The following is a 23569-nucleotide window of genomic DNA, read 5'->3' as shown; positions in this document are numbered from 1 at the left end:
AAACTATACTGGCATATTTAGTGCAGCCAGTATATCGATTAACAATATCTTCTTTGTTCCACTTGTTTTTCGGTAACGGTCAACATCTGTGAATGGAAAATACTTAATAGGGCTGAGGAACTCCCTATAAATTTCTACATTAAAACGACGTTCATCATCTGGAATACGTATTATCAAACGTTTTAATAAATTAAGCATAGTTTCGTATCCCACCGTAGTATTTAGTATATTATCAATCTTATCATTATTCCATAAAACCTCTCCATTAGTTGTTTGAAAAGTTTCTTCTACGGCCTTGAAAAACGCATACATTATTTGTGTAATATCCGTATCTCGGTTTGTTGCATAATACTTTCTAAAACACAACTCAGGAATAACACCTGACAGCAAATCACTCCGTTTTAAAAACCTCTCTCGTTCTGCTATTCTATCTGAAGGAGATATACAGCGAATTATAGACTTAACTAAAGTGGCCTGAGTTAATACAGGTGTTTCTCCACGTTGGTATTTATATCCGACCAGCTTTATTTTACCATAAAAAGGTGATTTCTTGAAACTGTTTAATGCCAAAGCCACTTCTAATGCGGTCTTTTGAGGAGATTCTGTGTCTGTTAAACCAAAAAGACTATATACGAGACTTTCAGAAACTTTGGTTTGCGTACGGTTGATAGAAGCAAAGATGGCGGCTTGATACTGAATTACTGGATCGATGAAAAAAGTTACCGCTACTTGAAACCGACGTAGTGCTTCTAACTTCTCTTGCAGTTGAATACGGTCTTTTTCTTTAAAGAAAATATCTTGGTGGTTTAAATCATTTAGAAGCTTTTCTTTGCTTGCTTCGATTCCACGGAGTCTATGCTGTCCATCGATTATAGTGATAAAAACATCACCATTTTTATTCAATTCTTTTTCAACTTTATCAGATAAGATTATTTCTACTCCGCCATCTTCATCTTCCTTAAAATCTTCAATAACAAAAGATGGTAGCGCTAACACAATATTTGTCGGAAACATTGCGTATGGGTCAGAAAGCAGAAAATTTACGATAGAATTTACTTTGGCGGGATCTGGCTTTCGCTGTACTTGGTCATTATATATGGGCAAATTGTTTTCATCAAAGCCATATATCATCCGCTCAGTGTATTTAGTGTACCGTAGTAGTCCATCAACCGAAACAACAGAAATTAGAAATTCCTGCTGATTTTGCACTACTCTTTTTGCCCGAATAATATTTGGACGAATCTCAGTTTGGTTCTCCATATCTTTCAGCCAAAACGTTATTGTGTTGCTCTGTTTTCTTAGTCAACTGTTCATTAGCATTAGGTACCACTTTCGTGGTCTGCAGCACAAACATTTTCCTACCAATAACTACACAGTAAATAGCAAGCAAGAAGGAAAGAGCTATTGAGATTAAATGGTGAACTGGTTGGAACCTATCTGTTAGAATAGATAATGACTGTAATAAAAAGAGACCCGAGGTTAAGAAAATTAACAAAGTGGCGACAGCCATAATACGCTTTCTAATATTGAATATTTCGTCTTCTTCATTTGATTCATTCATTTTAAGCTTCTCTACTAAATACGGAACACTTGAAGTAACGATTCCGAAAGCAATAATTGGCAATGATCCATTATTGAGAATTTTGCCTAATTGCTGTATAATATCGCCACTGTAATCAATAAAGAAGGTATTTACAAAGGCAGCTAACAGAAAAGTAATTATAGGAAGTAATGCTGTAAGAACCGTCCAAGTCCACAGTTCATCAGAGTTTTCCTTACATAACCCTTCTATACGCTTCTCTTGTGAGTCAGTAAATTGGCATACCCAGCTAACTGGTAGTAACAGAATTGATTTAACAATTTCATAAATCCATCTGAATAATTCAGACAACATATCTATTAAGGATTGACCCATAAACATTGTATTTTTTTATAAATGTTCTATCCTTTCCAATACTGCTTAACTTCAAACAACTCTCCTTTTTTAAACTCGCGGTCTTTCAAATTGCTAACCGCCTGCCCTTTCTGAATTCGCTCCATACTTCGGCCGAGAAGTTGCGTATCGCGGTCGGAGAGACCGAGGAAACGGGCCATTTGCTTCGGGTTTTTGTCTTTGATGTCGAGCAGGAAAGCGTTTTCGCACATACTCGAAAAGTCAAAACCGGGTTGGTTAAACTCCTCGATGCCCTGGGATAATAGCACGACAATGACACCTTTCGACCGAATCTCCCGCAAAAACTTTTCCAAAAGATCCTGCGCCTTTTTCTCTTTGAATAAGACGTGGGCTTCGTCGATAAGTAACACGTACCGGATTGCCTGGTATTGGCCCGCAACGGGGGCGTTCTCCATGTTCATGAACGTGTTGTAGATGTAGTTGATCGTCAGGAACGTAGCCGTAAAGCGGATGGTTCGGTCGAGGTCGCCCGAGAGGCTGAAATAGTAGTTGCGGTTGACGAAGCTCTCTTTGGGGTCAGTCGTTGGCGCAAACAATTCATACTCGCTCAGGCTTTGGATGATCTGCGTCAGCGAGTCGGCTTTACCGCCCGTCACCTCAAACAAACAGTCGGCCACGTCGCGCAGCGTGGGGTATTCGCCCCCGCGTTTGCGGGAAAACGCTTCTTTCGTGGCTTCTTTCAGCGTTTGGGCCTGCGCCGGGCCGATGCGCGGGGCGTAGGTAGCAATGATGTCCACAAACTTGCTGATGCCCATCAACCGGTTTTTCTCATTCACGTTATCAATAAACGTCAGCGGGTTGAGCGGGAAGGGCGTTTGGGGCGCGTCCACGAGTGTGGTGTTGGTCTGCTCAAAAAACGGCTTCAATTGCCGCTGATCGTCCTGCTTCAGTCCCTTGAAGTCTAGGTAAACAAAGTTGACGTTGCCGCCCGAAACATCCGAAAATTGCCGGAGCAGTTCGAGAGCAAACTGCGTCTTGCCCGTTCCGGAATTACCGGCCACGGCGACGTGGGCGTTGTTGCGGAGTTCTTTGTCGTTGAACGTTGCCCGTACCGGTGACCCATCGATGAGCGATTTACCCACTTCAATTGTCAGCGGCCCGTCGAAATAGCCTTTTTGCACGCGTTGATTGTAATTGCTCACCGTGCCCGGAATACCGCCAAAACCGTCGAGCGCGCTAATGCCCTGTTCAATGTTTTGCACCAAAAAATCCGTGAAAGTATGACTCGGGTTTTCCTCAAAGAGGTTACTTAACTGGTTTAGTCCATCATCAATATGCATTTTGACGTACTTACCGATGTCGGGGTCGGTTTTATACAGATTGTAGTGCTGGCAAATGAGCGCGATGTAGAAGCTGCGGTATTTTTCGCTCAGGACAGTAATGTCTTTGTAATCTTTGCCACGTGTGTCGGCCAAATCGGACAATGACAGCCGCACGTTTCGCGAGAGCGAATAGCCGAGGGCCATCCGCATCAGGATGTTTTTAGAAGCCAGGTTAAAGCGGTTCGACAAACGAAGCAGTATGGCTTCGGCGGCTTCGGAAGTCCGAATATTAATGAGCATGGGGTGGGTTAGTTGTAAAGGGTATTGTAGGCTTCAAACAATTTGCCGGGTTCAACCGGCTGGAACTCCGATTTGTCAGCATGGAGGTTATGAATCAGGTACGTACGCGCCACGTGCGGACGCAGCAACTGATACTCGCGCTGGGTCAGTTCCTTGTTGATCAGCGGGAACAGAATGACCTGTTTGGAAATAGTTGGGTAAAAATCCTTGACGATGTTGAGAGCGTGTTCTTCATCGAACTTCTGCATGGGCGAGTCGATAAAAACCGGAAACTCGATGTCGGATTCTTCAACCAGTCCCCGTAGCAGGGCCGTAGCGTACATCTGTTGCTCGCCTTTCGAGAGGGAGTCTTTGCGGATAATGTCGCCCCGGCCGTTGAGCAGGTCAATTTCAATGCTCTCGAAACCGATGCGCACTTCGACCTGATCGATAAATTGCCGTTTGTGCATGAGCATTTTTAGCCCATCGCGGATTTGCTGTTCCAACGATTTCTTTTTACGGGCGTGGAAATGGGCAATAAACTCGTTGAGTCGCTGAATGATCCGTTCAACCCGCTCGTCTTTTTCCTTCAGACTATCGATCACCGTCAGTTGGTCGCGGAGTTCACTAAGCCGACGTTCATTGACCAAAATCTCGGACCGACAAACGTCAATTTTGCCCGACAGCCGGATTAACTCGTTGTCGATCTCGTCAATTTTACGGTCAATATCCTGTTTGTGGTTGCGGTCGGCCTGAATGATGGGGCCGTCGGCGTTGGCTTCGGCCAGCCGGATGCGGTTACGGATTTGGCGCAGTTCCAGTGTCGTACGCTCGTAGTCGCGGGTCGTGCTCTTGAAGGTTTCACGAAACGAGTGCCGTAAATTGTTCAGCAACGTTACAACTTCGTTTTGCTCCGTAGCCGAAAAATCGTGTAAGATTTTGAAGCCGCTAGTGCTGTTGGCAACTTCATTTTTGATAAGGCTCCAAACTGATAAGTCGCTGGATTTCTTCAGCAATCTGTTTTGCTTTTTCTACAGAGCCAAGTTTTGATATGACGTTCGGGTACTCGTATAAACCGTCAATACCTTTTTTGCCACGCCAATTGTTGCCTGAAATGAGCAAGTCACCTTGCTCACTTATTTCGTACATCACATACGTATCACCATCTTGAGCAACAGCCACGTTGTTTTTCCAATTAAGCATATTTCTTACGGCTTAAACGTGTGTTTCCGGTGCCAGGCGAAATTATTGATTAGAGGGCGGTAACGTGGCTCGGTGGGTAGCAAAATCGGTCTGCCAGCTAATTGCTTAATTGAATATAAGCTATCTATACTCTCTGTAAAGCGTTCACTAACAATTACTTTAAAATTTTCGTCTACACCAATCATTCCTCTGTCAAACGCTCGGTGAAGATTCGGACACAAGACGATACCGTTGGTTATCGTATCATTGTAGCTTTTAGCAAAAGGGACGATATGACAGGCATCAATCATTGACACGTTAAATGTAGCATCAATCTTCAGCCCTGAGATACAACAACGATAACCGTAAAGCTTCGGCACCTCTTTCTTGAATGCCCCGCTCCTAATGATAATCTCTTGCTGAAACAATTCGCGTTGTACATCCGAGCCAGACATTTCTTCTTTTAGATTCTTAACGGACGCTATATACGTCTCAGGATCTTCATTGACAATCTGCCGACTGATTTCTTCAAAATGATTACCGGCGGTGTCCAGATTAACGTTTATATGTTCAGGAAAATACTTTTGCAAAACAGCATAGCGTAGAACTTGACGACTGTTTGTGTCATTTAGAATAACTGATAGCTCTACATCTATTTCAGCATGGTCAACAGCACTTGTGAGGTTTCGCAATGACCGCATAGAGCCCGCATTTTCAAGCCATAACTCGCAACCGGGATTAGGAATCAGCAGCCACCATAGAGGGATTTTACTTTCACTTTTTAAATGATAAAATGGCTGAGCGATTAATGGGTGATAGTTGCCGGTTTTAACTAACAAAGCCCAATTAGAGGTAAAAAGATCTATAAGCTCTGGTATCAAATAGATACGTTCGTCTGAAAATAACTTGCGCTCAAACCCTTGAATAATGCTGAGTACTAATATGGGCATATGCGGTGCAGCAAACCCATTTTTTTTAATGCTCGCTCTGTCTTGCTTTAGCGTTGTGAATGCTTCAATATAATATGCTAAATCTTTACGCTGCATGACTCAAAGCGGCTTCTTTCTCCGTGCGGATGTGACGGTCCAACAGGTTTTCGATTTCGTTTTGCAGGCCGCGTTTTTTCACCATGAGCGTTTTGGTTTTCAGCACCTTCAACGATTGTTGAATCAGGTCAAAGTCCTGAGGCTGGTCGGCACATACCTCCCGCAGCAATTCTTCTTCCTGCCGGAATTTTTCTTCGTGCTTTTGCATATCCAGTTGAACATTATAGACGGAATTATAAATATCGGCCACTTTCGCGTTAAAAATACTGTCGCGATACCACGTTACCTGAATGGCTACCAACTCCTGGTGCGAAATGAGTTGCATCGACTCCCCCTGCTCGGCCTGAATGTCGCGTTGGGCTTCCAGAAGCTGTCTCAGAAATTCGGCCCGAACCCACGGTTTATACGGCCCCCAAACGCCTTCTTTCTCGGTTCCGTCCCGACGACGCTTTTCGCGGTATTGTTCGGGGTTATCCCGGGTTTCCACAAAATAGTCGCGGAGCGCAACGAGCGGTTCCATCCAGTCTTCACCATTGCCAATCAGCCCCTCCATACTCTTGTCACGCTTGACCACCGTACAAACCCAGCAACCAAACCGGCTGTTGCCACAGGAAGGCGTGGTTTCGTCGATCACCAGCGGGCAGTCGCCGGAGTTGGCGTTGCGATAGAGCGTCATCAGTTCTTTGTGCGTACCGCCCCAGGGTGGCGATACCTGCATCAGGTACTGCCATAACTCATTCGTATCGACGTCTTTAATTGGTGCAAAGACATAGGCATTTGGAAGCAAATGCTTCCGTAACCGTTGCCCTTTCACCTCGTGCCGTTTGATAGAACGGGCGCGGTTGCCACTTTCGGCCGAGCGGGTTCCCAACAGAATAATGACCTCGCCGTCTTCGGCAATTTTACTTTTGATAAAGCGCGTCGTCGGGTCAATCTTCAACCGTTCCGTACACCAGCGAAACACGTTATTGGGTGCCGGATATCCCCGACCGATTAAATTTACCCAAAACGTATCCTCCAATCGCGGAGTCGTTTTTTGTACAAGTATAGGTAAATCCTGCTCAACGGCGGCTACCTTGATTGTATCCAGTGTCCGGTTGATGAAGTTAACAATATGCGGGTTTTCAACCAGAGTATCGTTACAGACCACCCAGATTTCGCGTCGGCGAAGTTCGCGGGGAATTTTAAGCAGAGCCTTCCAAACAAGTTGCAGCAGCATGGTAGAATCTTTGCCACCGCTGAAACCCAATATCCAGGGTCTATCTGAGTTTTCGTCGTGCAGGTACTGGTCCTGAATTTCGGCTTCAATAAAGGGGACTTTTATAGACATAGCGTGTGATTCAGGTAAGCGAAAGTATCATTTTTTTAGGATAAATAAATCCGCTCCGATTTTAGTATGAACAAATATCCGGATTTTTAAGTCGTTCCCGGTCTCGAATGTTAATTTTATCAACGAACGACTGCCCAGCCCTTATCAAACCGCTTCGGCTTTTCTTTTCTCCCGCGGGCGAATGGGCTATAAGACAGGCCCTTCCCGACTTTTTGTTATTCCAGTCGGGTATTGATGAATGGGTTCCCTCCTAACAAAAAACGCCCCGATTGGACCAATCGGGGCGTTCAGCTTTACTCGGCGACAAAACCGGTCACACCAGCGCCTTCCTTGCTTCGCGGTCGGGGTCGTTGACCAGCAGGGGGCTGTCGTCCAGCACCATCGTTTCGCCGTTCTGGACGGTATACGGTTTCCAGGTCGGTAAACCGCCCCCGTTGGGGTTGCCGGTTTTGGCAAAATTCAGGAACGACCGGGCCATCTTTTCCGACAACGCCCGGGGTCGTTTGCCCCCGCCCGTGTGCGTCAGCATCAGGTCGGTGTTGTAAAACCAGAAGCAAATGTCGTTGCAGTGGAACGCCCGCATCCGGCCGTCGAACAGGGGCGGCTGCCAGCCAAACCAGGCCACGTACACGGGCGCTTTCTGCTGTGACGCCTTCGCATTCGCGGCTGCTACGGCGTTCTTGCGGTTCGACACCACCAGCGACCAGATCTCGATCGGCCGGGCCTTCGGGAAGTTTTTGGCGTAGGCATCCACCACCTCCCCGGCTTTGTCGCCAAAGCGCGGTTTGACCCGTTCTTTCACCTCCGCCAGCGAAATGTTCTCCAGAGCCGCGTCGGTCCGGCTGGGGCTTTGCTCATGGAAGGTCGAGCAGATTAGCAGCGGAATGTCGGCCGAGAAATGGTTCGGATCGCTGAAAAATGCCCCGCCGTTCATCGTGACGCCATCGGCCACCGGCGAAAAACCGCCCCTCGGGAGGTTGAGCCGTTTGGCTTCATCGGCCATTTTGTCGACGGCCCGGTTGGCAATGTCGATGTATTGCCGCCACGGAATCTGCTGAAGTTTGTCGATTTCGCCCGGTTTCAGTCCCGCTTCCTCCATCACTTTCAGTCCCAGTTTTTCGGCATATTCCGGATTGACGCCCGACAGCGAACTGCCGCTCAGGGCCACCGCCTTGTGAAACAAGCCTTTGGCCGACGGCATGTTCATCAGCGTGGTCACTTTGGCCCCGCCCCCCGACTGCCCGATGATCGTGACGTTGTTGGGATCTCCGCCGAAGTTGGCAATGTTGTTTTTCACCCATTCGAGCGCGGCCACCATGTCCAGATTCCCGACGTTCCCGGAGGCCGGATGCCCCCCGGCGGCTTTCAGGTGCGTGTAGCCCAGCGCCCCCAGCCGATGGTTAATCGAACAGAACACGATGTTGCCCAGCCGGGCCAGGTTTTCGCCGTGGTAGCCATCCTGCTCGATGCCGTTGCCGTTGGTAAAACCGCCCCCGTGCAGCCAGACCACCACCGGCCGTTTCTGGGCATCCGGCGCGGGCGTCCAGACGTTCAGTTTCAGGCAGTCTTCCGACACATCGTCGTAGTTCCAGTGATCGACAAACGAGGCATAGACGTTAGAATACCGTTTTTCCATGATCTGCGGAGCCGAGTTGCCCCACCAGAGCGTCGGCCGCACGTCGGTCCAGGGCGTCGGTTTTTGCGGAGGCATAAACCGGTTTTTACCCGAGGTATCGGCCCCGTACGGAATGCCCAAAAACTGATGGATGCCCCGCAGCACAAAGCCCCGGACTTTGCCGTATTCCGTGTTGGCAATGGCGATGGTATCGCCCACAAACAGCACCTGATCGTCGCCCGCCGGTTTGGCGGTTTTGGGCGGGCGCACCGGAGCGGCCACCGCTTCCTGCGCCAGGCCCACACCGGCCACACTGACGCCCAGCGATTGCAAAAAATTACGTCTTGACGGTTTCATGATTCAAGGAGGGAGAAGGGGTAAGGAGTTAAGTAGTTGATAGTCTATCGTTTATAGTGAAAAAAAAGCACATCTGGCTTAGTCAGACACTTATCCCAGGCAACAATAGACTATAAACCAAAAACTCTAAACTTATTTTAACTGAGTACTCAGCCCGCGAACGGTTACGCCAGTTTTTGGCTGAAAAAGTCAATCGTGCGTTTCCAGGCTAGTTCGGCGGCTGCTTTGTCGTAGCGGGGCGTGGTATCGTTGTGAAAACCGTGGTTGGCATTCGGGTACATATACGCCTGATACACTTTGTTGTTCTTCTTCAGGGCGGCTTCGTAGGCGGGCCAGCCTTCGTTCACCCGGGTATCGAGTTCGCCGTAATGCAGCAGCAGCGGAGCGTTGATTTTGGGCACATCTTCGGCCGTCGGTTGGCCCCCGTAAAACGGCACCGCAGCCGCCAGACCGGGAATCCGAACTGCCATCATGTTGGAAATCCAGCCGCCAAAGCAAAACCCGACCACCCCGATTTTGCCGTTGCAGTTGTTGTTGGTTTTCAGAAAATCGTAGGCGGCAATAAAATCTTCGAGCATTTCGTCGCGATTCCGCTTGCTTTGCAGCGCCCGGCCCTCGTCGTCGTTGCCCGGATAACCGCCCAGGGGCGTCAGGGCATCCGGCGCAATCGACACAAAACCGGCCAGCGCGGCCCGGCGGCCCACGTCGGCGATGTACGGATTTAGGCCCCGGTTTTCGTGGACAACAATAATCCCGCCCAGCTTTTTCTTCGCGTCGGCGGGCATGGCCAACTGCGCCTTGATGCTACCGCCCCCTTTCGGTGACTGATACGTGACGGTTTCCGTTTTCAGGCGCGGGTCGTCGGCTTTCACCTGAATGTTGCCTTTGTAATCGGGCATCAGAAAGCTCATCAACGACGCCACCGTCAGGCCGCCCACGGCATAGGTCGACAACTGCTGCGCAAACTCCCGCCGGTCGATGCGGTTGTGCGCATAATCGTCGTACAGGTCAAACACCTCCTGTTTGATGTTTTCTTTTTTGAGTTCACTCATGGTTAATGGGTTTGGTTTTTCTGGTTGAATTCCCTGTCAGCGATACCCCTGTCAGGGGTTTGGCGCTGACAGGGCTTCCGGTTTTACTCACTGCTTCGTGTAATACGGGTCGAGGAAGAGGTAACGCCCCCGGTTTTTCTCGGTTTCCAGCCGGGTGTTCACATCAATCTGCATGAACGAAACCGCCTGGCCGCTGGGGTCGACAGCGGGCCAGTTGGGTAAGCCATTGCCGTTCGGATTGCCGGTTTTGATGAAGTTCGCGAAAAACTGCTGCATCACCTCGGAAACTTTGTAGTCGTCGGGCGTCCAGGCAAACACCTTGTTTTTCGGCAAATTGCCCATCGCGTACTCGATTTCGGCCGAGTGAACCGCACCCCGGGCGGGTGGCACTTTCACGGCGTTCGGGTCCGTCGACTTCACAACGCCACCGGCCAGACCGGGCGTGGCATTGCCCATTTCGGGCACCATCGGCGGACGCGGCCGGGAGTAATAGTAGCGGTACACCGGTTTGCCGCCGGTTTTGCTCTGCACGTCGGCCCATTTCCAGGTACTGTAGCCCAAAAACCGGTCGCCCGCCAGCGCCGTGGACGCTTCCAGCACTTCCTCTTCGTTCGTAGCCGGATACAGTTTCAGGACTTCCTCGGCGCGGTCACCGTAGAGTTTTCTCACGGCATTGGCGTAATTTTCGGGCGTGGGTGCTTCCTTGCCCAGAATGGCCCGGCCGGTCATTTCCTCCGAATTCCAGCCGACGAGCAGCGGAACGTGAGCCTGTTCGCCCGCCGTAAAGATTTCCAACGGTGCTTTCGGGAAGAAATACCCGTCGACCGTCGCGCTGAACCGGGGCATTCCCGGTTTGCCGGTCGCTTCGAGCAGTTGTTGCGCGGGAATGGCCCGTAGGTCGGCCAATGAATTGGCTCCGACGGCTTTTGCAAAAGCCACCCCGGCCTCCTCACCTTTTGCCAGCGGAACCGGCGGCAGTCCGCCGAGCAGCGACCCACTTTCACCAATCGCGCCGTTGATCAGGCCTTTCGACAGGGGCGATGCCATCAGGCCGCTCACCGCAATCGAACCCGCTGACTCCCCGGCAATCGTCACCCGGTTGGGGTCGCCCCCGAACGCGGCAATGTTCTGCTTCACCCAGCGCAGGGCCGCAGCCATGTCGTGGTACGCATAATTGCCCGACGCCTGGTGAGGAGATTCCTTCGTCAATTCGGGGTGCGCCATAAAACCGAATACGCCAAGCCGGTAATTGACCGTCAGCGCCACAATGCCTTTCGTCGCCATGCTTTCGCCGTCGTACCGGCCCTCCGAACCATCACCCGCGATAAAACCGCCCCCGTAGAAATACACCAGCACCGGCAGCTTTTCCTTCGCCGACTTGGCAGGCGTCCATACATTCAGGTAAAGGCAGTCTTCGCTCATGCCGTTGGAGCGGAAATTCATGTCGCCAAACACCGCGAGTTGCATGGCGCGGGGGCCAAACTGGTCGGCTTTCCGGACGCCCGTCCAGTTTTTGACCGGCTGCGGTTCTTTCCAGCGCAACTCGCCCACCGGCGGCTGACCAAACGGAATGCCTTTGAACGCGCGGATGCCGCTGGCTTCGGTAACACCTTCCAGCGTCCCGTTGGCAATTTTGACTTGTGGCGCTTTGCCCGACTGCGCTTCCGCAACCGACGCCAGGAGCGTACTACTCAAGGCCATCCAGGTTAACAGGGTTTTCATCATGGTTTATTTTGTGTAAAATGGCAAATTGACTATCCCGGCACGACCGTTTGCCAACTTTTTGGTCGTGGATGTCCAATTTTGCAACAAGATAAGACAATTTTCAATATGTACTTTCAACACAATCATAACCTTTGTCAGCACATATGGCTGCCTCCCTCCGCCTGCTCCTGACCACGCCATCCGACGACGACCGCCCGGTTTTCGTCTCTAGCCCGTTTTGCCAGTGGTATCCCGACGTCGAAGCCTTTCGAATGCAAAAAACCGGCCCCGGCCAGTATACACTGGCGCTTCCGGTCGACGGGGCGAGTCCGTCGACGCTGGAATACAAATACACGCGCGGTGGCTGGGATTCGGTGGAACTGAGCGATGCGGGGGAGAGCGTGCCGAACCGGCGCGTTGAGCCCGAAAGCAGAACCGTTCACGACGTGGTGCCGCACTGGCGCTGGCAGGGCCTGCCGTTCAACCCGGCTTTTCGGCCCCGCGTCGACCTGCTCAGCGATGCCTTTCCCATCCCGCAACTCGACACCACACGCCGGATTCAGGTGTTGTTGCCACACGATTACGATTCGACCAACACCCGCTACCCGGTTTTGTATTTGAACGATGGGCAAAATCTGTTCGGGGAAGGTTCGCCGTTCGGCAACTGGACCATCGACCAGAAACTGGCGGTTTTGGCCCACCGGCAGCACCATCAACTAATTATCGTTGCCATCGACCACGGCGAAACCGAACGCATTGCCGAATACCAGCCGTACCACACCCGCCTGGCCGAGGGCCGGGGCCGCGCGTACCTCGATTTTGTGGTTCAGACACTAAAACCGTACATCGACGCGACCTACCGCACCCAACCGGAGCGGGCGCAGACGGGCATGGGCGGCAGTTCGATGGGCGGGTTGATTAGCGTGTACGCCGGTTTGCTCCACCCGACGGTTTTCGGACGGCTGCTGATTTTCTCCCCGTCGCTCTGGACGACGCCGAAGGTGTACGGCGATGCGCTGCGGTTTTCGCATCGGGAAGCAATGAAGGTCTATTTGTACGGCGGGGAGCAGGAATCGAAATACATGGTGCCCGCCATCCAGCGGTTGCAAAAAGCGTTGTTGCAACGACCGGGCAGCGAAACCGTCGACATCCGGCTCGCGGTCGATCCACAGGGCGAACACAATGAGAGTCGTTGGGGCCGGGAATTTCCGCCAGCCGTCGAATGGTTGTTTTTTTAAGTCAACTCCGCCAACTTGGGGAGCCTGATGGCTCAACCGGCGGCTAGTCGGCTCCGATCACGTCGGGCGCTTCGACCGGAACCCGGCTCAGTTCATCGATGATTTGCCGAATCATTTCGTCGGTCATCGTGCCCACCTCGGACTTGGGAAAATACAGCGTCGTCAACTGGTCCGGCCCAATCTTGATGTCGAGCGAGAAGACCTGGCCGTAGTAGGAAAGATCGGCAAACAGAAACTCCTTGAAATAGAAAGACTGTTTGACTAGCCAGTTGATCTGGGGCAGCGTCAAATTCTCCCACACCAGGCGAACCGAATGGTCGAGCAGGCGGTATTTTTCGGGTTGGGGTAGCGGTTGGTACGTCATCGTATTACATTTCGGCCCGTAAAGTTCCGAAAACAAGCCGCTTGTGGCTAGTTAAATTTTAGTTTTGTTACTTGTTTTCCAACCGGGAAAGCGAAAGTAGCTGATTCACAACGGCCAACAAAAATCGCGTACGAGAACCGCGAAATACGTCGTAAGCATTTCAATTTGATCGTATTTTTAACGATGCAAATTCAACTCACCGCCGGACAAAAGCCAGCCGGTCAAACGCTGATCATTCCGGTTGCGCAAACCGACGAACTTGCCAACGTCCTCGACGCCCTGGCGAGTCGGCTGAACCTGCCCGCTTCGGCCTTGCAACACGATTTTAAAGCCGATTTCAAGGAAGCCTTGCCGGTTTACCAGCCCGATGGCCGAAAGATTTACCTGCTCGGTTTGGGCAAAGAGCCCAGCGCGATGATCTGGCTGCGGGCGTTTCGTGACCTGTTTTTCCGGCAAAAAAACCGGCTGACCGAAACCGTGTCCGTCGACCTGAGCGATTTTGATGCGGAGTTCATCGAATCGGTCGTGCTGGGCATCCGCTGGGGCGGCTACGACCTCAAACTGCACGTGACCGACAAACCGCAGCCGGGTGAGTTCTACGGCGACGAAGGCCACTTGGAGATCGTCATTGCGGAAAACCAGCAGGAAACCGCTCAGCCCATTCTCGCCCGTGCCGACGCCCTGGCGACCACGCACCGCCAGATGCTGGACCTAATGAATTCGCCCTCGAATTACAAAACCCCGCAAACGCTGGCCGACTGGGCCGTGGCTTCGGGTCAGCAATATGGGTATTCGGTGACGGTTTTCGATCAGGCCGGGATTGAGCGGCAGGGCCTTCAGGCACTCCTGAGCGTCAATCAGGGCAGCGCTCATCCGCCGGTTTTCATCATTGCCGAATACAAACCGGAAGGCCAGCCAGCTACCAAAAAAGTTGGTTTGGTCGGCAAAGGCATTACGTTCGACACGGGCGGGATTTCGATCAAACCGTCGGCCAGTATGCACCTGATGAAGAGTGACATGGGCGGGGCCGCTGCGGTGCTCGGTACGCTCGAAATTGCCGCCAAACTGAAGCTGCCGGTGCACCTGATCGGCATTGTACCCTCGACGGAAAACATGGTCGACGGCAACGCCACCAAACCGGGCGACGTGATTGGCTCGTACCTCGGCAAAACCATCGAAGTGATCGACACCGACGCGGAAGGCCGCATCATTCTGGCTGATGGGCTGGGCTACATGGTCCGCAATTTTAAACCAGATGTGCTGATCGACCTCGCGACGCTGACGGGCAGCGTTATTGCCACGCTCGGCTACCATGCCGCCGGGTTGTTCAGCAACAACGACGATCTGACGGCCCAACTTCTGCGATCGGCTAAACAAACCGGCGAACAGCTCTGGCCGTTGCCGCTCTGGGATGTGTACAAGGAAGACATTCAGTCGGATGTGGCCGATCTGAAAAATTTCAGCGGAAAACCGATGGCGGGTGCTATCAGCGCGGCCAAGTTTCTGGAAGTGTTCACCGAATCGCACCCGGCCTGGGCCCACCTGGACATTGCTGGTACGGCCTTCGCCGACACCGAATTCGGGACACAAAAGAACGCCACCGGTTTTGGAATTCGGTTATTACTTGATTTTTTGCGAAATCTGTGATGGATGGGAACGCGGATTGGACGGATTTAACAGATAAAAACGGATAAATCAGTTTAAATCCGTTCAATCCGTTGGATCAGTGTTCCCATCAAAAATTAATCCTCCAATCGATATGACTCAGCCGTTGTCCTTTCTTTGCATTTCGACGTATTTTAAGGGAGAAGCTTTTCTGAAAGCCTGCAAGGAAGCGGGCAATACCGTGTATCTGCTCACCTACGAGAAGCTGGCCGACCAGCCCTGGCCCCGCGATGCCGTTGATGAATTCTTTTACCTGCCCTCGCAGGACAACTCGTCACAGAATCTGGATGTGATGATCACTGGGTTGGCCCACACGATGCGTTCCTGCCGGATCGACCGGGTGGTGGCGCTGGATGATTTCGACGTCGAAAAAGCCGCCCTCGTGCGCGAGACGTTCCGGATTCCGGGCATGGGGCAGACCACAGCCCGGTTTTTCCGCGACAAGCTGGCGATGCGGATGCGGGCGGCCGCCGAAGGCATCCGGGTTCCGGCCTTCAGCAGCTTGTTTCACGACGAAACCATTACGGAATTTCTGCGCAGCACGGAAGCGCCCTGGCTCATCAAACCGCGTTCGGAAGCCTCGGCGACCGGCATCAAGAAAGTTCATTCGCTGGACGAAGCCTGGCAGGTGATTCATTCGCTGGGCGACCACCGGCACCAGTTTCTGATCGAGCAGTTCCGGCCGGGCCGGGTTTTCCACGTCGATTCGCTGTCGCTGAACGGCCAGGTGCTGTTTACCCGGGCCAGTCAGTACCTGGCGACGCCGATGGAAGTGGCCCACGGCGGGGGCGTGTTCCGGACGGCCATTCTGCCGTTCGATTCCGACGAAGCGCGGAGTTTGTACGCGCTGAATGAAGCGGTTTTACGGGCGTTCCGGATGCAGTCCAGCGCGTCGCATTCCGAGTACATCCGGGGCGACCACGACGGCGAATATTATTTTCTGGAAACCTCTTCGCGCGTGGGCGGGGCCAACATCGCCGAACTGGTCGAAGCCTCGTCAGGCATCAACCTCTGGCGCGAATGGGCCCAGCTCGAAACCTCCCTGGCCCGCGACGAAGCGTATGAATTGCCGGACGTGCAGAACCACTATGCCGGATTGATCATCTCGCTCGCCCGCCAGCAATGGCCGAACACCGACGGTTTTTCGGACGCCGAAATCGTCTGGCGCATCAACAAGGAATACCACGTCGGTTTTCTCGTCAAATCACCTGCAAGGGAGCGGGTTTTGCACCTCCTGGACGACTACATGGAGCGGATTTACCGGGACTACCACGCATCGGCCCCGGTTCCGGACAAACCGACGAATTAACCATGCCCCAAAAAGGTGATGCTAAGAATTTTGCTGGATGAACATGGAGGTTGCACGAATGATCTGTTCATCAAAATTGATGGAACCATATCGCACGTATTTATAGCGGATACAACCTGGCTGGGTGATTTCTTCAAAATAGAAGACGAAAATACCGAAAAGAAAACCGAGGTAGCTTTATTAATTCATCTCTGGAAAAATATGCTGCTTTCCGATCAGCCTACGTGCTATTTGCCTTTTGATTTAGCCGATCAGGGCGGGTCTGCGTTACGAATTACCAAAGGGAAAAAACTATACCAGATCAATCCAGTCTGGACAAATGATCTTACGGACGGTACTTCGGAAACGTATTTCCTGAAACACCAGATCGATGTGGTTTGGAAAGTTCACTCTGAGCGGGAATGGCAACTGGCACCGGCTTCCATCCTAACGGGGTTAAACTGGAGTCTGGCTCGTTTAGACCTTCCTTCGATTCCGTTGAAGTACGAGTAATAACTACCCCTCCTGAAACTTATGCATTTCAATGCCAATGCTTTCCATCAACTGGCTGGCGTTGAAGCTGCGGCAAACGCCCTGGCGCAGTTGGTAATCGAAGTGTAATTGGCCCTCAATCACGTCCGAATTGAAGCTGTAGTTGTGCACAAAGGGATGCGATGCGGCCAGTTCGCCCAGTTCCACGTCGTGGGTCGAGACAAAACCGGAAGCCGTCGTTTCGTGCAGTTGCAGAATCAGTGCCCGTGCCCCCCGATGCCGGTCGGCGGAGTTGGTGCCTTTCAGAATTTCGTCCAGAAAATACAAAACCGGCCAGTTGCTGATTTGCCGCGTGCGGTCGATCAGCGTTTTCAGGCGTTTCAATTCCGCGTAAAACGAGGAGGTGTTTTCTTCCAGCGAATCCTGCGTCCGCATGCTCGTGAACACCTGCACCGGCGAGCAGACAAACCGTTCGGCGGCCACCACCGACCCGGCCAGCGCCAGCACCAAGTTAGTGCCGATGGTCCGCAGAAACGTACTTTTGCCCGACATATTCGAACCGGTAATCAAAACCGTTTGGCCGTTCCCGTTGATCGTGAGCGAATTGGCCACGCTCCGGCCCGTCACCAGCATCGGATGCCGGGCCTGCCGGGCGTCAAGGTGCAGCGTTTCTTCCTGAAAATCCGGCACAGCGTAGTCGGGGTGCGCGTAGGCCAGACCGGCCAGGCTGTTGAGGGCTTCGGCTTCGGCCAGGGCGTCGAGCCAGTCGGCCAGATGCGGACCGTAGGTGTTCTTCCAGCGGTCGAGTGCCTGGAGGTAATGCACATCCCAGAGCGTCAGAATCCCGAACAGGAGAAAGAAATACGGATTTCGGCGAAAATTCAGGTTTTCGACTAAGCGGCCCAGCCTGCCAATCGCATCAGCCGCCGAGCGGTTTTCAAGTTTCGTTACGGTTTGAATCCGGTGCAGCAGGGCGGATTGAAAAACCGGATTTTCGAGGTGTTTGAGCAGATCCCGGTACGTCTTCAGGGCTTCGACCATCGCATACGTCTGTTCGCTGACGTTTTTGGCCCGCTCGGCCACGCGGCTCAGTACGAGCGCATGAACCAGCAGCGACACCGTCACGGACCAGCCCGGCAGCAGCCCGGCCAGCCAGAAACCGATCAGCCCCAGCGTCAGGGTCGGCAGCAGCCAGCGCAGGATCAGCAGATAGCCCGGCAGCGGTTCGGCCGGTTTGGTGGCCCAGCTTTTCAGTTCCTGCGGGGAATCGCCGACGGTCGGGTTCAGGTAGGCCAAAGCCGCCAGTTCCTGCCGCCAGTCGAGCAGCGGTTTTAACTCAGCCACGGCATCCTGCCGGAGCAGCACCTGGCTGAGGGGCACGGGCGAGAGCAGGTACGAGGCCAGTTTGCGGCTTCCCGCGTAGGTATGCGTCCGGTTCAGCAGCCGGAACAGCGAATGATTCCCAAAAACGTCGAGGTCGCCCGCGTAGGGATGGTTCGGGTCCGCGAAGTTCAGGCCGGTTTCGGGGCGGAGAAATTTACGGTCGAGCCGGTTGGTTTCGTCGCGGTTGATGAAGGCCAGCCAGCGGGCGCGGTCCCGTCGGCGCTGTACGGCCTGGTGGCGTTTCAGCAGCACCAGAAAACCGACCACCGCGAGCAAGCCCAGGCCAATGGCCCCGGCGGTTTGCCCCCGGTCGATCAGAAAATAAAGCCCAAAAACCGCCCCGACGAACCAGACGACCCGCAAAATTGCCAGGCGGTTGTAGCCCGCCCGGGCTTTCAGTTCTTCCTGCAAAAACCGGGTTTCGCGCTCCGAAAAAATCGTCTCCGGCATCAGTGCGCAACGTTTTTATTACAAAGCGAACAAACGCCCTGAATCAGCAGATTGGTTTCTTTGCGGCTGTACCCATCCGGCAGGCTGACAGCCGGAATCAGCGTATTTTCCAGGCAGGTGGTTTGGCCGCACTGCTGGCATTTGAAGTGAACGTGGTCGTGCTGGTGGTGATCCTGGGCGCAGGTTTCGCGGCATAGGGCGTACTTTAACCCGCCTTCGTCGTCGAGAACTTTGTGCAGAATGCCTTTATCGACAAACGTTTTGAGTGTCCGGTAAATGGTCACCCGATCGAAGTCGGCTTTCAGGCTTTCTTCGATATCGTGGTGCGCCAGGGCGTAATTGGCCGAGAAAAACGTATCCAGTACGCCTTCCCGACAACTTGTGTGCCGCAGATGGAAGTCATCCAGGGTCTGTTTAATGGCTGTTTTCATGGGCTCAAAAGCCGGTACGGCGTTTAATGATCCGTGGTTTCAAATTGCAATTTAACCAGATTCGCGTACAAACCGTCTTCCAGCAAACTTAGTTCGTCGTGCGTGCCGGTTTCGCTGATCTGGCCTTCGCGGATGACGTAAATCGTGTCGACTTTCCGGATGGTCGCCAGCCGGTGGGCAATGATGATGGTCGTACGGTTTTGCATCAACTCGTCCAGCGCCGACTGCACCAGCCGTTCCGACTCGGCATCGAGCGAACTGGTGGCTTCGTCCAGAATCAGGATGGCCGGGTCTTTCAGAATGGCGCGGGCAATGGCAATCCGCTGCCGCTGACCGCCCGAGAGCTTGACGCCCCGCTCGCCCACCACCGTCTGGAATTTCTCCGGGAACGATTCGATAAAGTCGAGCGCGTTGGCTTTCCGGGCGGCTTCCAGCACCTCGGCTTCGGTGGCACCCGGTTTTCCGTAGGCAATGTTTTCCAGAATCGTCCCGCCGAATAGGATCACTTCCTGCGGCACGACGGCAATGTTCTGGCGCAAATACCGGATGTCGATGTCCTGAATCGGGCGTCCGTCGACGGTAATCGAACCGCCCGTCGTGGCGTAATACCGCAGCAACAACTGCACAATGGTCGATTTTCCGGCCCCGCTCTGGCCGACGAGCGCAATTTTATGCCCCGCCGGAACCTGCAACGAGATGCCTTTCAGCACCTCCACATCGGGCCGCGAGGGATACGAGAACTGCACATTCTGGAACCGCACATCGCCCTGCAACGGCACCGTCAATGCCGTCGATTCGGTCATGGGCAAGTCCACTTCGGAGGGTTCTTCCAGAATGTCCAGAATCCGCTCCGAGGCTCCGATGGTCCGCTGAATCTGGGCGTACAGATCGCCCAAACCGCCCACGGCCCCGCCGATGTACATGGTATAAATTACGAACGTGACGAGTTGCGAAAAGCTCAGCTCGCCCGCCAGCATTAGCCGCGCGCCATACCAGACCACGCCGACAATGCCGCCAAACAGGGCAAACACAATGAACGAGACAAAACCGCCCCGGTAATTAGCGACGCGAAGGGCATTCATCACCACCTTATCGAGGGCCGTCGAATACCGCCGGACTTCGTAGGGTTCGTTCGTAAACGCCTTGACGACGCTCACCGATTGCAAGGTTTCTTCGACCACGACGTTGGCCTGGGCCAGTTCGTCCTGCGCTTTCCGCGACAGTTTCCGGATAAACCGCCCGAAGAAAATGGCTGCGATGACCACCACCGGCACCGTCGCCAGCATAAAACCGGTCAGTTTCAGAGAGGTAAACGAAATCAGGGCAATCCCGGCAAAGAGCGTGATGATCTGGCGCAGAAACTCGGCCAGCGTCGTCGACAGCACGTCCTGCAACTGCGTCACGTCCGACGAAATGCGGCTCGTCAGTTCGCCTACGCGCCGTTGCTCAAAAAAGAAAACCGGCAGCGTGATGATTTTTTGGTAAACCGCCCGCCGAACGTCGGCCATCGACCGCTCGCTGACCTGCGCGAACAGATACACCCGCGCAAACGAAAAACCCGACTGAATCACCAGCAGGCCAAACAGCGCCAGCGTCAACTGGTTGAGCGAACCCGTCGACACCTTTTCTTCGACCACCTTCAGAATATCGCCCAGCAGTTTCGGGAACACCATCGTGGTGGCCGACGACAGCAGCAAAAACACCAGCCCGACGATGAAATACCAGCGGTAGGGCCGGATAAACCGGAACAGCCGCAGCGATTTTTGCAGCGCATCCCGGGTCACTTTTACTTTTTTATCTTCTTCGTTTTCGTCCGAACTTCGTCCTCGCTTTGCCATTCTTTTTTCAGTAGGGTCGGCCAACCGCTTCGTTTATTGTATCAGTCTTCGTCTTTTAATCCCTTGTAGCCCGACTGTTCGAAAATCTGCCGGGCGTTGGCGTTGTCCATCAGCGCCTTGATGCCGGGTTCTTTTTCGTCAAAATACTTCCCGACAATCCGCCAGCCGACCCAGCGTCCAAGCGCACCGGGGCTTTTGCTGCCGATTTCGGCCGTGAAAGGGCGTTCGCTGAGGTACCGGTTTTTGATGGCCGGGCTCACTTCGTACAACAATTTGGCATCGATAAAATACGCCCAGATGTCTTCCTGCACGTTGTAGGTCTGCGTCAATTGCTTTTCGGTGTATCCGATAACCAGGCTGTCGGGCGTTTGGGGCAGCATGGCTTTCGTGAACACGTAGCCTTTACCGTAATACACCATGTCGGCCAGCAACGTTTGGTCCTGTTCGTTCGTTTTGTTGAATCGTTCGGAAACCGCAAACAAAATCGTCGGAACGATGTATTCTTTCTGGTACCGGCGCAGCAGGTAGCCCGGCACGCCGATGGGGCGGTATTTGGCCGCTGGTCCCGCAAAATAATCCAATCCAATCACGATCAGGCTGTCGGTGATGACCAGGTCCGGCCCCATAAAGCCCGACACCATCGTGGCGACCTTCGGCGGTTTGAAGTCGGGGAAATTTTCGTGAATACGGTTGAAAGCTTCCGAGAGTTGATCCTGAACGTCGCCCATCGTGCCAAACTCGGCATTGACCTGCTTGTACAATACGTCAAGCTCCTTATCGTTAACTCGTTTGAGCAATTCATTCACCAACGCCGTATCCTGCCCGAAGCGGGTGGTCCCGAAATACGCCTGCGCAACCGCTTTGTGCTCGTCCAGCCACTGGCGGATCTGTTCCGGTTTTCGGGAGCCAAAAAGCTGCTGTTCCGGCCGTTCGATGGTTACCAGTTCCTCCGTTTTGGAACAGGCATTGAAAATGAGTATACTTACTAGACCAAAAACAACAGACCGGATTTTCATTCGTACTAATGAGCGTTCTCTTGGAAACATACAAATTTACGAAAAAGTTGGGTTTCTACCGGCTTTCTAAACCGGCAATCGCTGGTATCCTCCTGTTGGCGATCTCGCTGACGAACGCTCACGGCCAGGGCCGCGTCACGGTGCAGGAGCCCCGCAAATCGCAGCGAACAGCTGATGAAGACGACGGCTGGGGGCAGTCGCCCCCCCGCAACCGCACCCGCCGGACCAACGACGAGGAACGCACCAGCCGCGAAACCGAGCGGGTTTTTCGCCGGATTCAGGAACCGGACATCGACTACGCGCCCCCGCAGAAGCTGATCGAGATGAGCTTCCGGGTGGCTCCCTCCGTGACGTTTAACACGGCCGAAGGCTTCGGTTCGTACGCCGGTTTTCGGAAAAACGGGGCCGCCCTGCGCATGAGTATCGGCCCCAGCATCGATTATTTCTTTTTCAAAGACCGGTATTCATTCAGTTCGGGGATTTGGTACACCATTCACCGGTCGGGCTACCTGATTCCGGGGCAGTTTGGCCAGCCCGTCTGGGACCCCGGCGCTAAACTGCAACGCTCGGTGTATAACCTTCAGTATCTGCAACTTCCGGCTTCGGTCAAAATGTACGCCAACAACCTGTTCCCGAACGCCCGGTTTTACATCCAGACCGGCGGGCTGATCAACATCAAACTGGCCGAAAAACCGCTGGACTCCGACCATAATGGCCTGTTTCAGTACGCCGAAGACAACGGCACTTACAGCCGCCAGTATAGCCGGGGCAGCCTCAGTTTGCTGCTTGGCACAGGCATCCAATATCGTCTGAACCAGAGCCAGGCGCTGATCCTGGGCGTCAGCTACCAGCGTGGCCTGACCGACGTGGCCCGGGCGCGGGATCTGGTATCAAAAAACCACACGGTTTCGCTGGATTTGGGGCTGAAATTTTGACAGGCACTTACTCACCGGGACGCCGGAAGGGTGTGACTTTCCGGCCATTCGCGGAATCTTCGATTAGCTGGGCCAGGCGCTTCTGGCGGGTCGCTTCCTGTTTGGCGTTCAACAGCCAGTACACCACCGCTTTTCGGTATGAACCGGCCTGTTTCAGAAAGAATGCCCATGCTTTTTCGTTGGCTTTCAACCGGGCTTCCGAAACCGCATCCAGCTCTTTGGCCTCGTTCTCGTGCGAATACAGCCCGGCTCTTTTTAAATCCCGCTCCTCAAATACCTTCAGACCGGCCGGATGCACCAGCCCCTGTTCAGCGAGTTCGCCGATGCGTTTGATGTTGACGGCGCTCCAGATGCTTTTGGGTTTGCGGGGCGTAAACCGGATCTGGTAGCTGGTTTCGTCGATGGATTTCCGGATGCCATCAATCCAGCCAAAACACAGGGCTTCATCGACCGACTGCGGCCAGGTCACACTCGGTTTGCCCGATCCGACTTTGTAGAAACCGACGTAGATTTCTTTCTCGGTTTCGTGGTTCTCCGCCAACCACTGGCGAAATTCGGCGGGCGTTGCAAAAAATGTCGGCATACCGTACCCACGGACCGCCGGGCGGCCCCGTTTAGTCCGTGTGAGTTAGAATGACCAATTTGAGAGAATAAACTCCAAAACACGGACTAAACGGGGCCGCCCGGC

At 53.3% G+C, this 23569-nt stretch carries 21 protein-coding genes; 5 read left to right on the top strand and 16 right to left on the bottom strand.

Annotated elements, in window-relative coordinates; all coding sequences use genetic code 11:
- Window positions 1-3: 3 nt before the first annotated feature.
- The 10 genes from ACO2Q8_RS21540 to ACO2Q8_RS21495 all read right to left on the bottom strand — a co-directional run bounded on the left by ACO2Q8_RS21540 (window position 4) and on the right by ACO2Q8_RS21495 (window position 11799).
- A complete protein-coding gene (locus ACO2Q8_RS21540; RefSeq protein WP_423346930.1) occupies window positions 4-1260 on the bottom strand; it encodes a DGQHR domain-containing protein in 1257 nt (418 codons plus the stop codon).
- Window positions 1244-1894 (bottom strand): hypothetical protein, encoded by a 651-nt coding sequence (locus tag ACO2Q8_RS21535; protein ID WP_423346929.1) that lies wholly within the window; start codon window positions 1892-1894, stop codon window positions 1244-1246. The genes ACO2Q8_RS21540 and ACO2Q8_RS21535 overlap by 17 nt, the downstream gene beginning before the upstream one ends.
- A 47-nt stretch (window positions 1895-1941) precedes the next feature.
- Entirely contained in the window at window positions 1942-3516 is a 1575-nt protein-coding gene (locus ACO2Q8_RS21530) for a DndE family protein (RefSeq protein WP_423346928.1), read from the bottom strand.
- 8 nt (window positions 3517-3524) lie between these two features.
- Complete coding sequence (locus ACO2Q8_RS21525; protein WP_423346927.1) at window positions 3525-4388, bottom strand: hypothetical protein; 864 nt, start codon at window positions 4386-4388, stop codon at window positions 3525-3527.
- Between the two features lie 73 nt (window positions 4389-4461).
- The gene (locus ACO2Q8_RS21520; RefSeq protein WP_423346926.1) at window positions 4462-4698 is read right to left on the bottom strand and encodes a hypothetical protein; all 237 of its coding nucleotides are present in this window, start codon (window positions 4696-4698) and stop codon (window positions 4462-4464) included.
- Between the two features lie 5 nt (window positions 4699-4703).
- Window positions 4704-5723 carry an HNH endonuclease gene (locus tag ACO2Q8_RS21515; RefSeq protein WP_423346925.1) on the bottom strand — a complete coding sequence of 340 codons (1020 nt, stop codon included), beginning with the start codon at window positions 5721-5723 and terminating at the stop codon, window positions 4704-4706.
- Complete coding sequence (gene dndC, locus ACO2Q8_RS21510) at window positions 5713-7053, bottom strand: DNA phosphorothioation system sulfurtransferase DndC (RefSeq protein WP_423346924.1); 1341 nt, start codon at window positions 7051-7053, stop codon at window positions 5713-5715. Before dndC ends, ACO2Q8_RS21515 begins: the two co-directional genes overlap by 11 nt.
- A gap of 313 nt (window positions 7054-7366) precedes the next feature.
- Window positions 7367-9025, bottom strand: coding sequence for a carboxylesterase/lipase family protein (locus ACO2Q8_RS21505; RefSeq protein WP_423346923.1), 1659 nt, complete (start codon window positions 9023-9025; stop codon window positions 7367-7369).
- Window positions 9026-9189: 164 nt separating this feature from the next.
- On the bottom strand, window positions 9190-10077 hold the full coding sequence (locus tag ACO2Q8_RS21500) for a dienelactone hydrolase family protein (protein WP_423346922.1): 888 nt from the start codon (window positions 10075-10077) through the stop codon (window positions 9190-9192).
- Between the two features lie 87 nt (window positions 10078-10164).
- Entirely contained in the window at window positions 10165-11799 is a 1635-nt protein-coding gene (locus ACO2Q8_RS21495) for a carboxylesterase/lipase family protein (protein ID WP_423347120.1), read from the bottom strand.
- A gap of 146 nt (window positions 11800-11945) precedes the next feature.
- Between ACO2Q8_RS21495 and ACO2Q8_RS21490 the strand changes: the two genes are divergently transcribed.
- Window positions 11946-13019, top strand: a complete 1074-nt coding sequence (locus tag ACO2Q8_RS21490) for an alpha/beta hydrolase (protein ID WP_423346921.1) — start codon at window positions 11946-11948, stop codon at window positions 13017-13019.
- 43 nt (window positions 13020-13062) lie between these two features.
- On the opposite strand, the gene ACO2Q8_RS21485 is transcribed toward ACO2Q8_RS21490, so the two are convergent.
- Window positions 13063-13383, bottom strand: coding sequence for a hypothetical protein (locus ACO2Q8_RS21485; RefSeq protein ID WP_423346920.1), 321 nt, complete (start codon window positions 13381-13383; stop codon window positions 13063-13065).
- A 183-nt stretch (window positions 13384-13566) separates the two neighbouring features.
- On the opposite strand from ACO2Q8_RS21485, the gene ACO2Q8_RS21480 reads away from it, so the two are divergent.
- The 3 genes from ACO2Q8_RS21480 to ACO2Q8_RS21470 all read left to right on the top strand — a co-directional run bounded on the left by ACO2Q8_RS21480 (window position 13567) and on the right by ACO2Q8_RS21470 (window position 16849).
- The gene (locus ACO2Q8_RS21480; RefSeq protein WP_423346919.1) at window positions 13567-15030 is read left to right on the top strand and encodes a leucyl aminopeptidase family protein; all 1464 of its coding nucleotides are present in this window, start codon (window positions 13567-13569) and stop codon (window positions 15028-15030) included.
- Window positions 15031-15142: 112 nt separating this feature from the next.
- The gene (locus ACO2Q8_RS21475) at window positions 15143-16357 is read left to right on the top strand and encodes an ATP-grasp domain-containing protein (protein WP_423346918.1); all 1215 of its coding nucleotides are present in this window, start codon (window positions 15143-15145) and stop codon (window positions 16355-16357) included.
- A gap of 18 nt (window positions 16358-16375) precedes the next feature.
- A complete protein-coding gene (locus ACO2Q8_RS21470; RefSeq protein WP_423346917.1) occupies window positions 16376-16849 on the top strand; it encodes a hypothetical protein in 474 nt (157 codons plus the stop codon).
- 3 nt (window positions 16850-16852) lie between these two features.
- Here ACO2Q8_RS21470 and ACO2Q8_RS21465 read toward each other — a convergent pair whose 3' ends face one another.
- Genes ACO2Q8_RS21465 through ACO2Q8_RS21450 form a run of 4 tightly spaced genes read right to left on the bottom strand, consistent with a single transcriptional unit; the run spans window position 16853 to window position 21946 of the window.
- Window positions 16853-18661 carry a MutS-related protein gene (locus ACO2Q8_RS21465; protein ID WP_423346916.1) on the bottom strand — a complete coding sequence of 603 codons (1809 nt, stop codon included), beginning with the start codon at window positions 18659-18661 and terminating at the stop codon, window positions 16853-16855.
- Complete coding sequence (locus ACO2Q8_RS21460; protein ID WP_423346915.1) at window positions 18661-19092, bottom strand: Fur family transcriptional regulator; 432 nt, start codon at window positions 19090-19092, stop codon at window positions 18661-18663. Before ACO2Q8_RS21460 ends, ACO2Q8_RS21465 begins: the two co-directional genes overlap by 1 nt.
- A 23-nt stretch (window positions 19093-19115) precedes the next feature.
- Window positions 19116-20930 carry an ABC transporter ATP-binding protein gene (locus ACO2Q8_RS21455; protein WP_423346914.1) on the bottom strand — a complete coding sequence of 605 codons (1815 nt, stop codon included), beginning with the start codon at window positions 20928-20930 and terminating at the stop codon, window positions 19116-19118.
- Window positions 20931-20971: 41 nt separating this feature from the next.
- Window positions 20972-21946 carry a gliding motility protein gene (locus tag ACO2Q8_RS21450; RefSeq protein ID WP_423346913.1) on the bottom strand — a complete coding sequence of 325 codons (975 nt, stop codon included), beginning with the start codon at window positions 21944-21946 and terminating at the stop codon, window positions 20972-20974.
- A gap of 8 nt (window positions 21947-21954) precedes the next feature.
- Here ACO2Q8_RS21450 and ACO2Q8_RS21445 point away from each other — a divergent pair, with 8 nt between their 5' ends.
- On the top strand, window positions 21955-22881 hold the full coding sequence (locus ACO2Q8_RS21445; protein ID WP_423346912.1) for an outer membrane beta-barrel protein: 927 nt from the start codon (window positions 21955-21957) through the stop codon (window positions 22879-22881).
- Window positions 22882-22888: 7 nt separating this feature from the next.
- Here the strand turns inward: ACO2Q8_RS21445 and ACO2Q8_RS21440 are convergent, their stop codons facing one another.
- Complete coding sequence (locus tag ACO2Q8_RS21440; protein ID WP_423346911.1) at window positions 22889-23464, bottom strand: YdeI/OmpD-associated family protein; 576 nt, start codon at window positions 23462-23464, stop codon at window positions 22889-22891.
- Between the last annotated feature and the right edge of the window lie 105 nt (window positions 23465-23569).

Origin of the sequence: Larkinella sp. VNQ87 (assembly GCF_049445795.1) — a bacterium.
GTDB lineage: Bacteria > Bacteroidota > Bacteroidia > Cytophagales > Spirosomataceae > Larkinella.
This window is presented reverse-complemented; position numbering and strand designations above follow the sequence as displayed.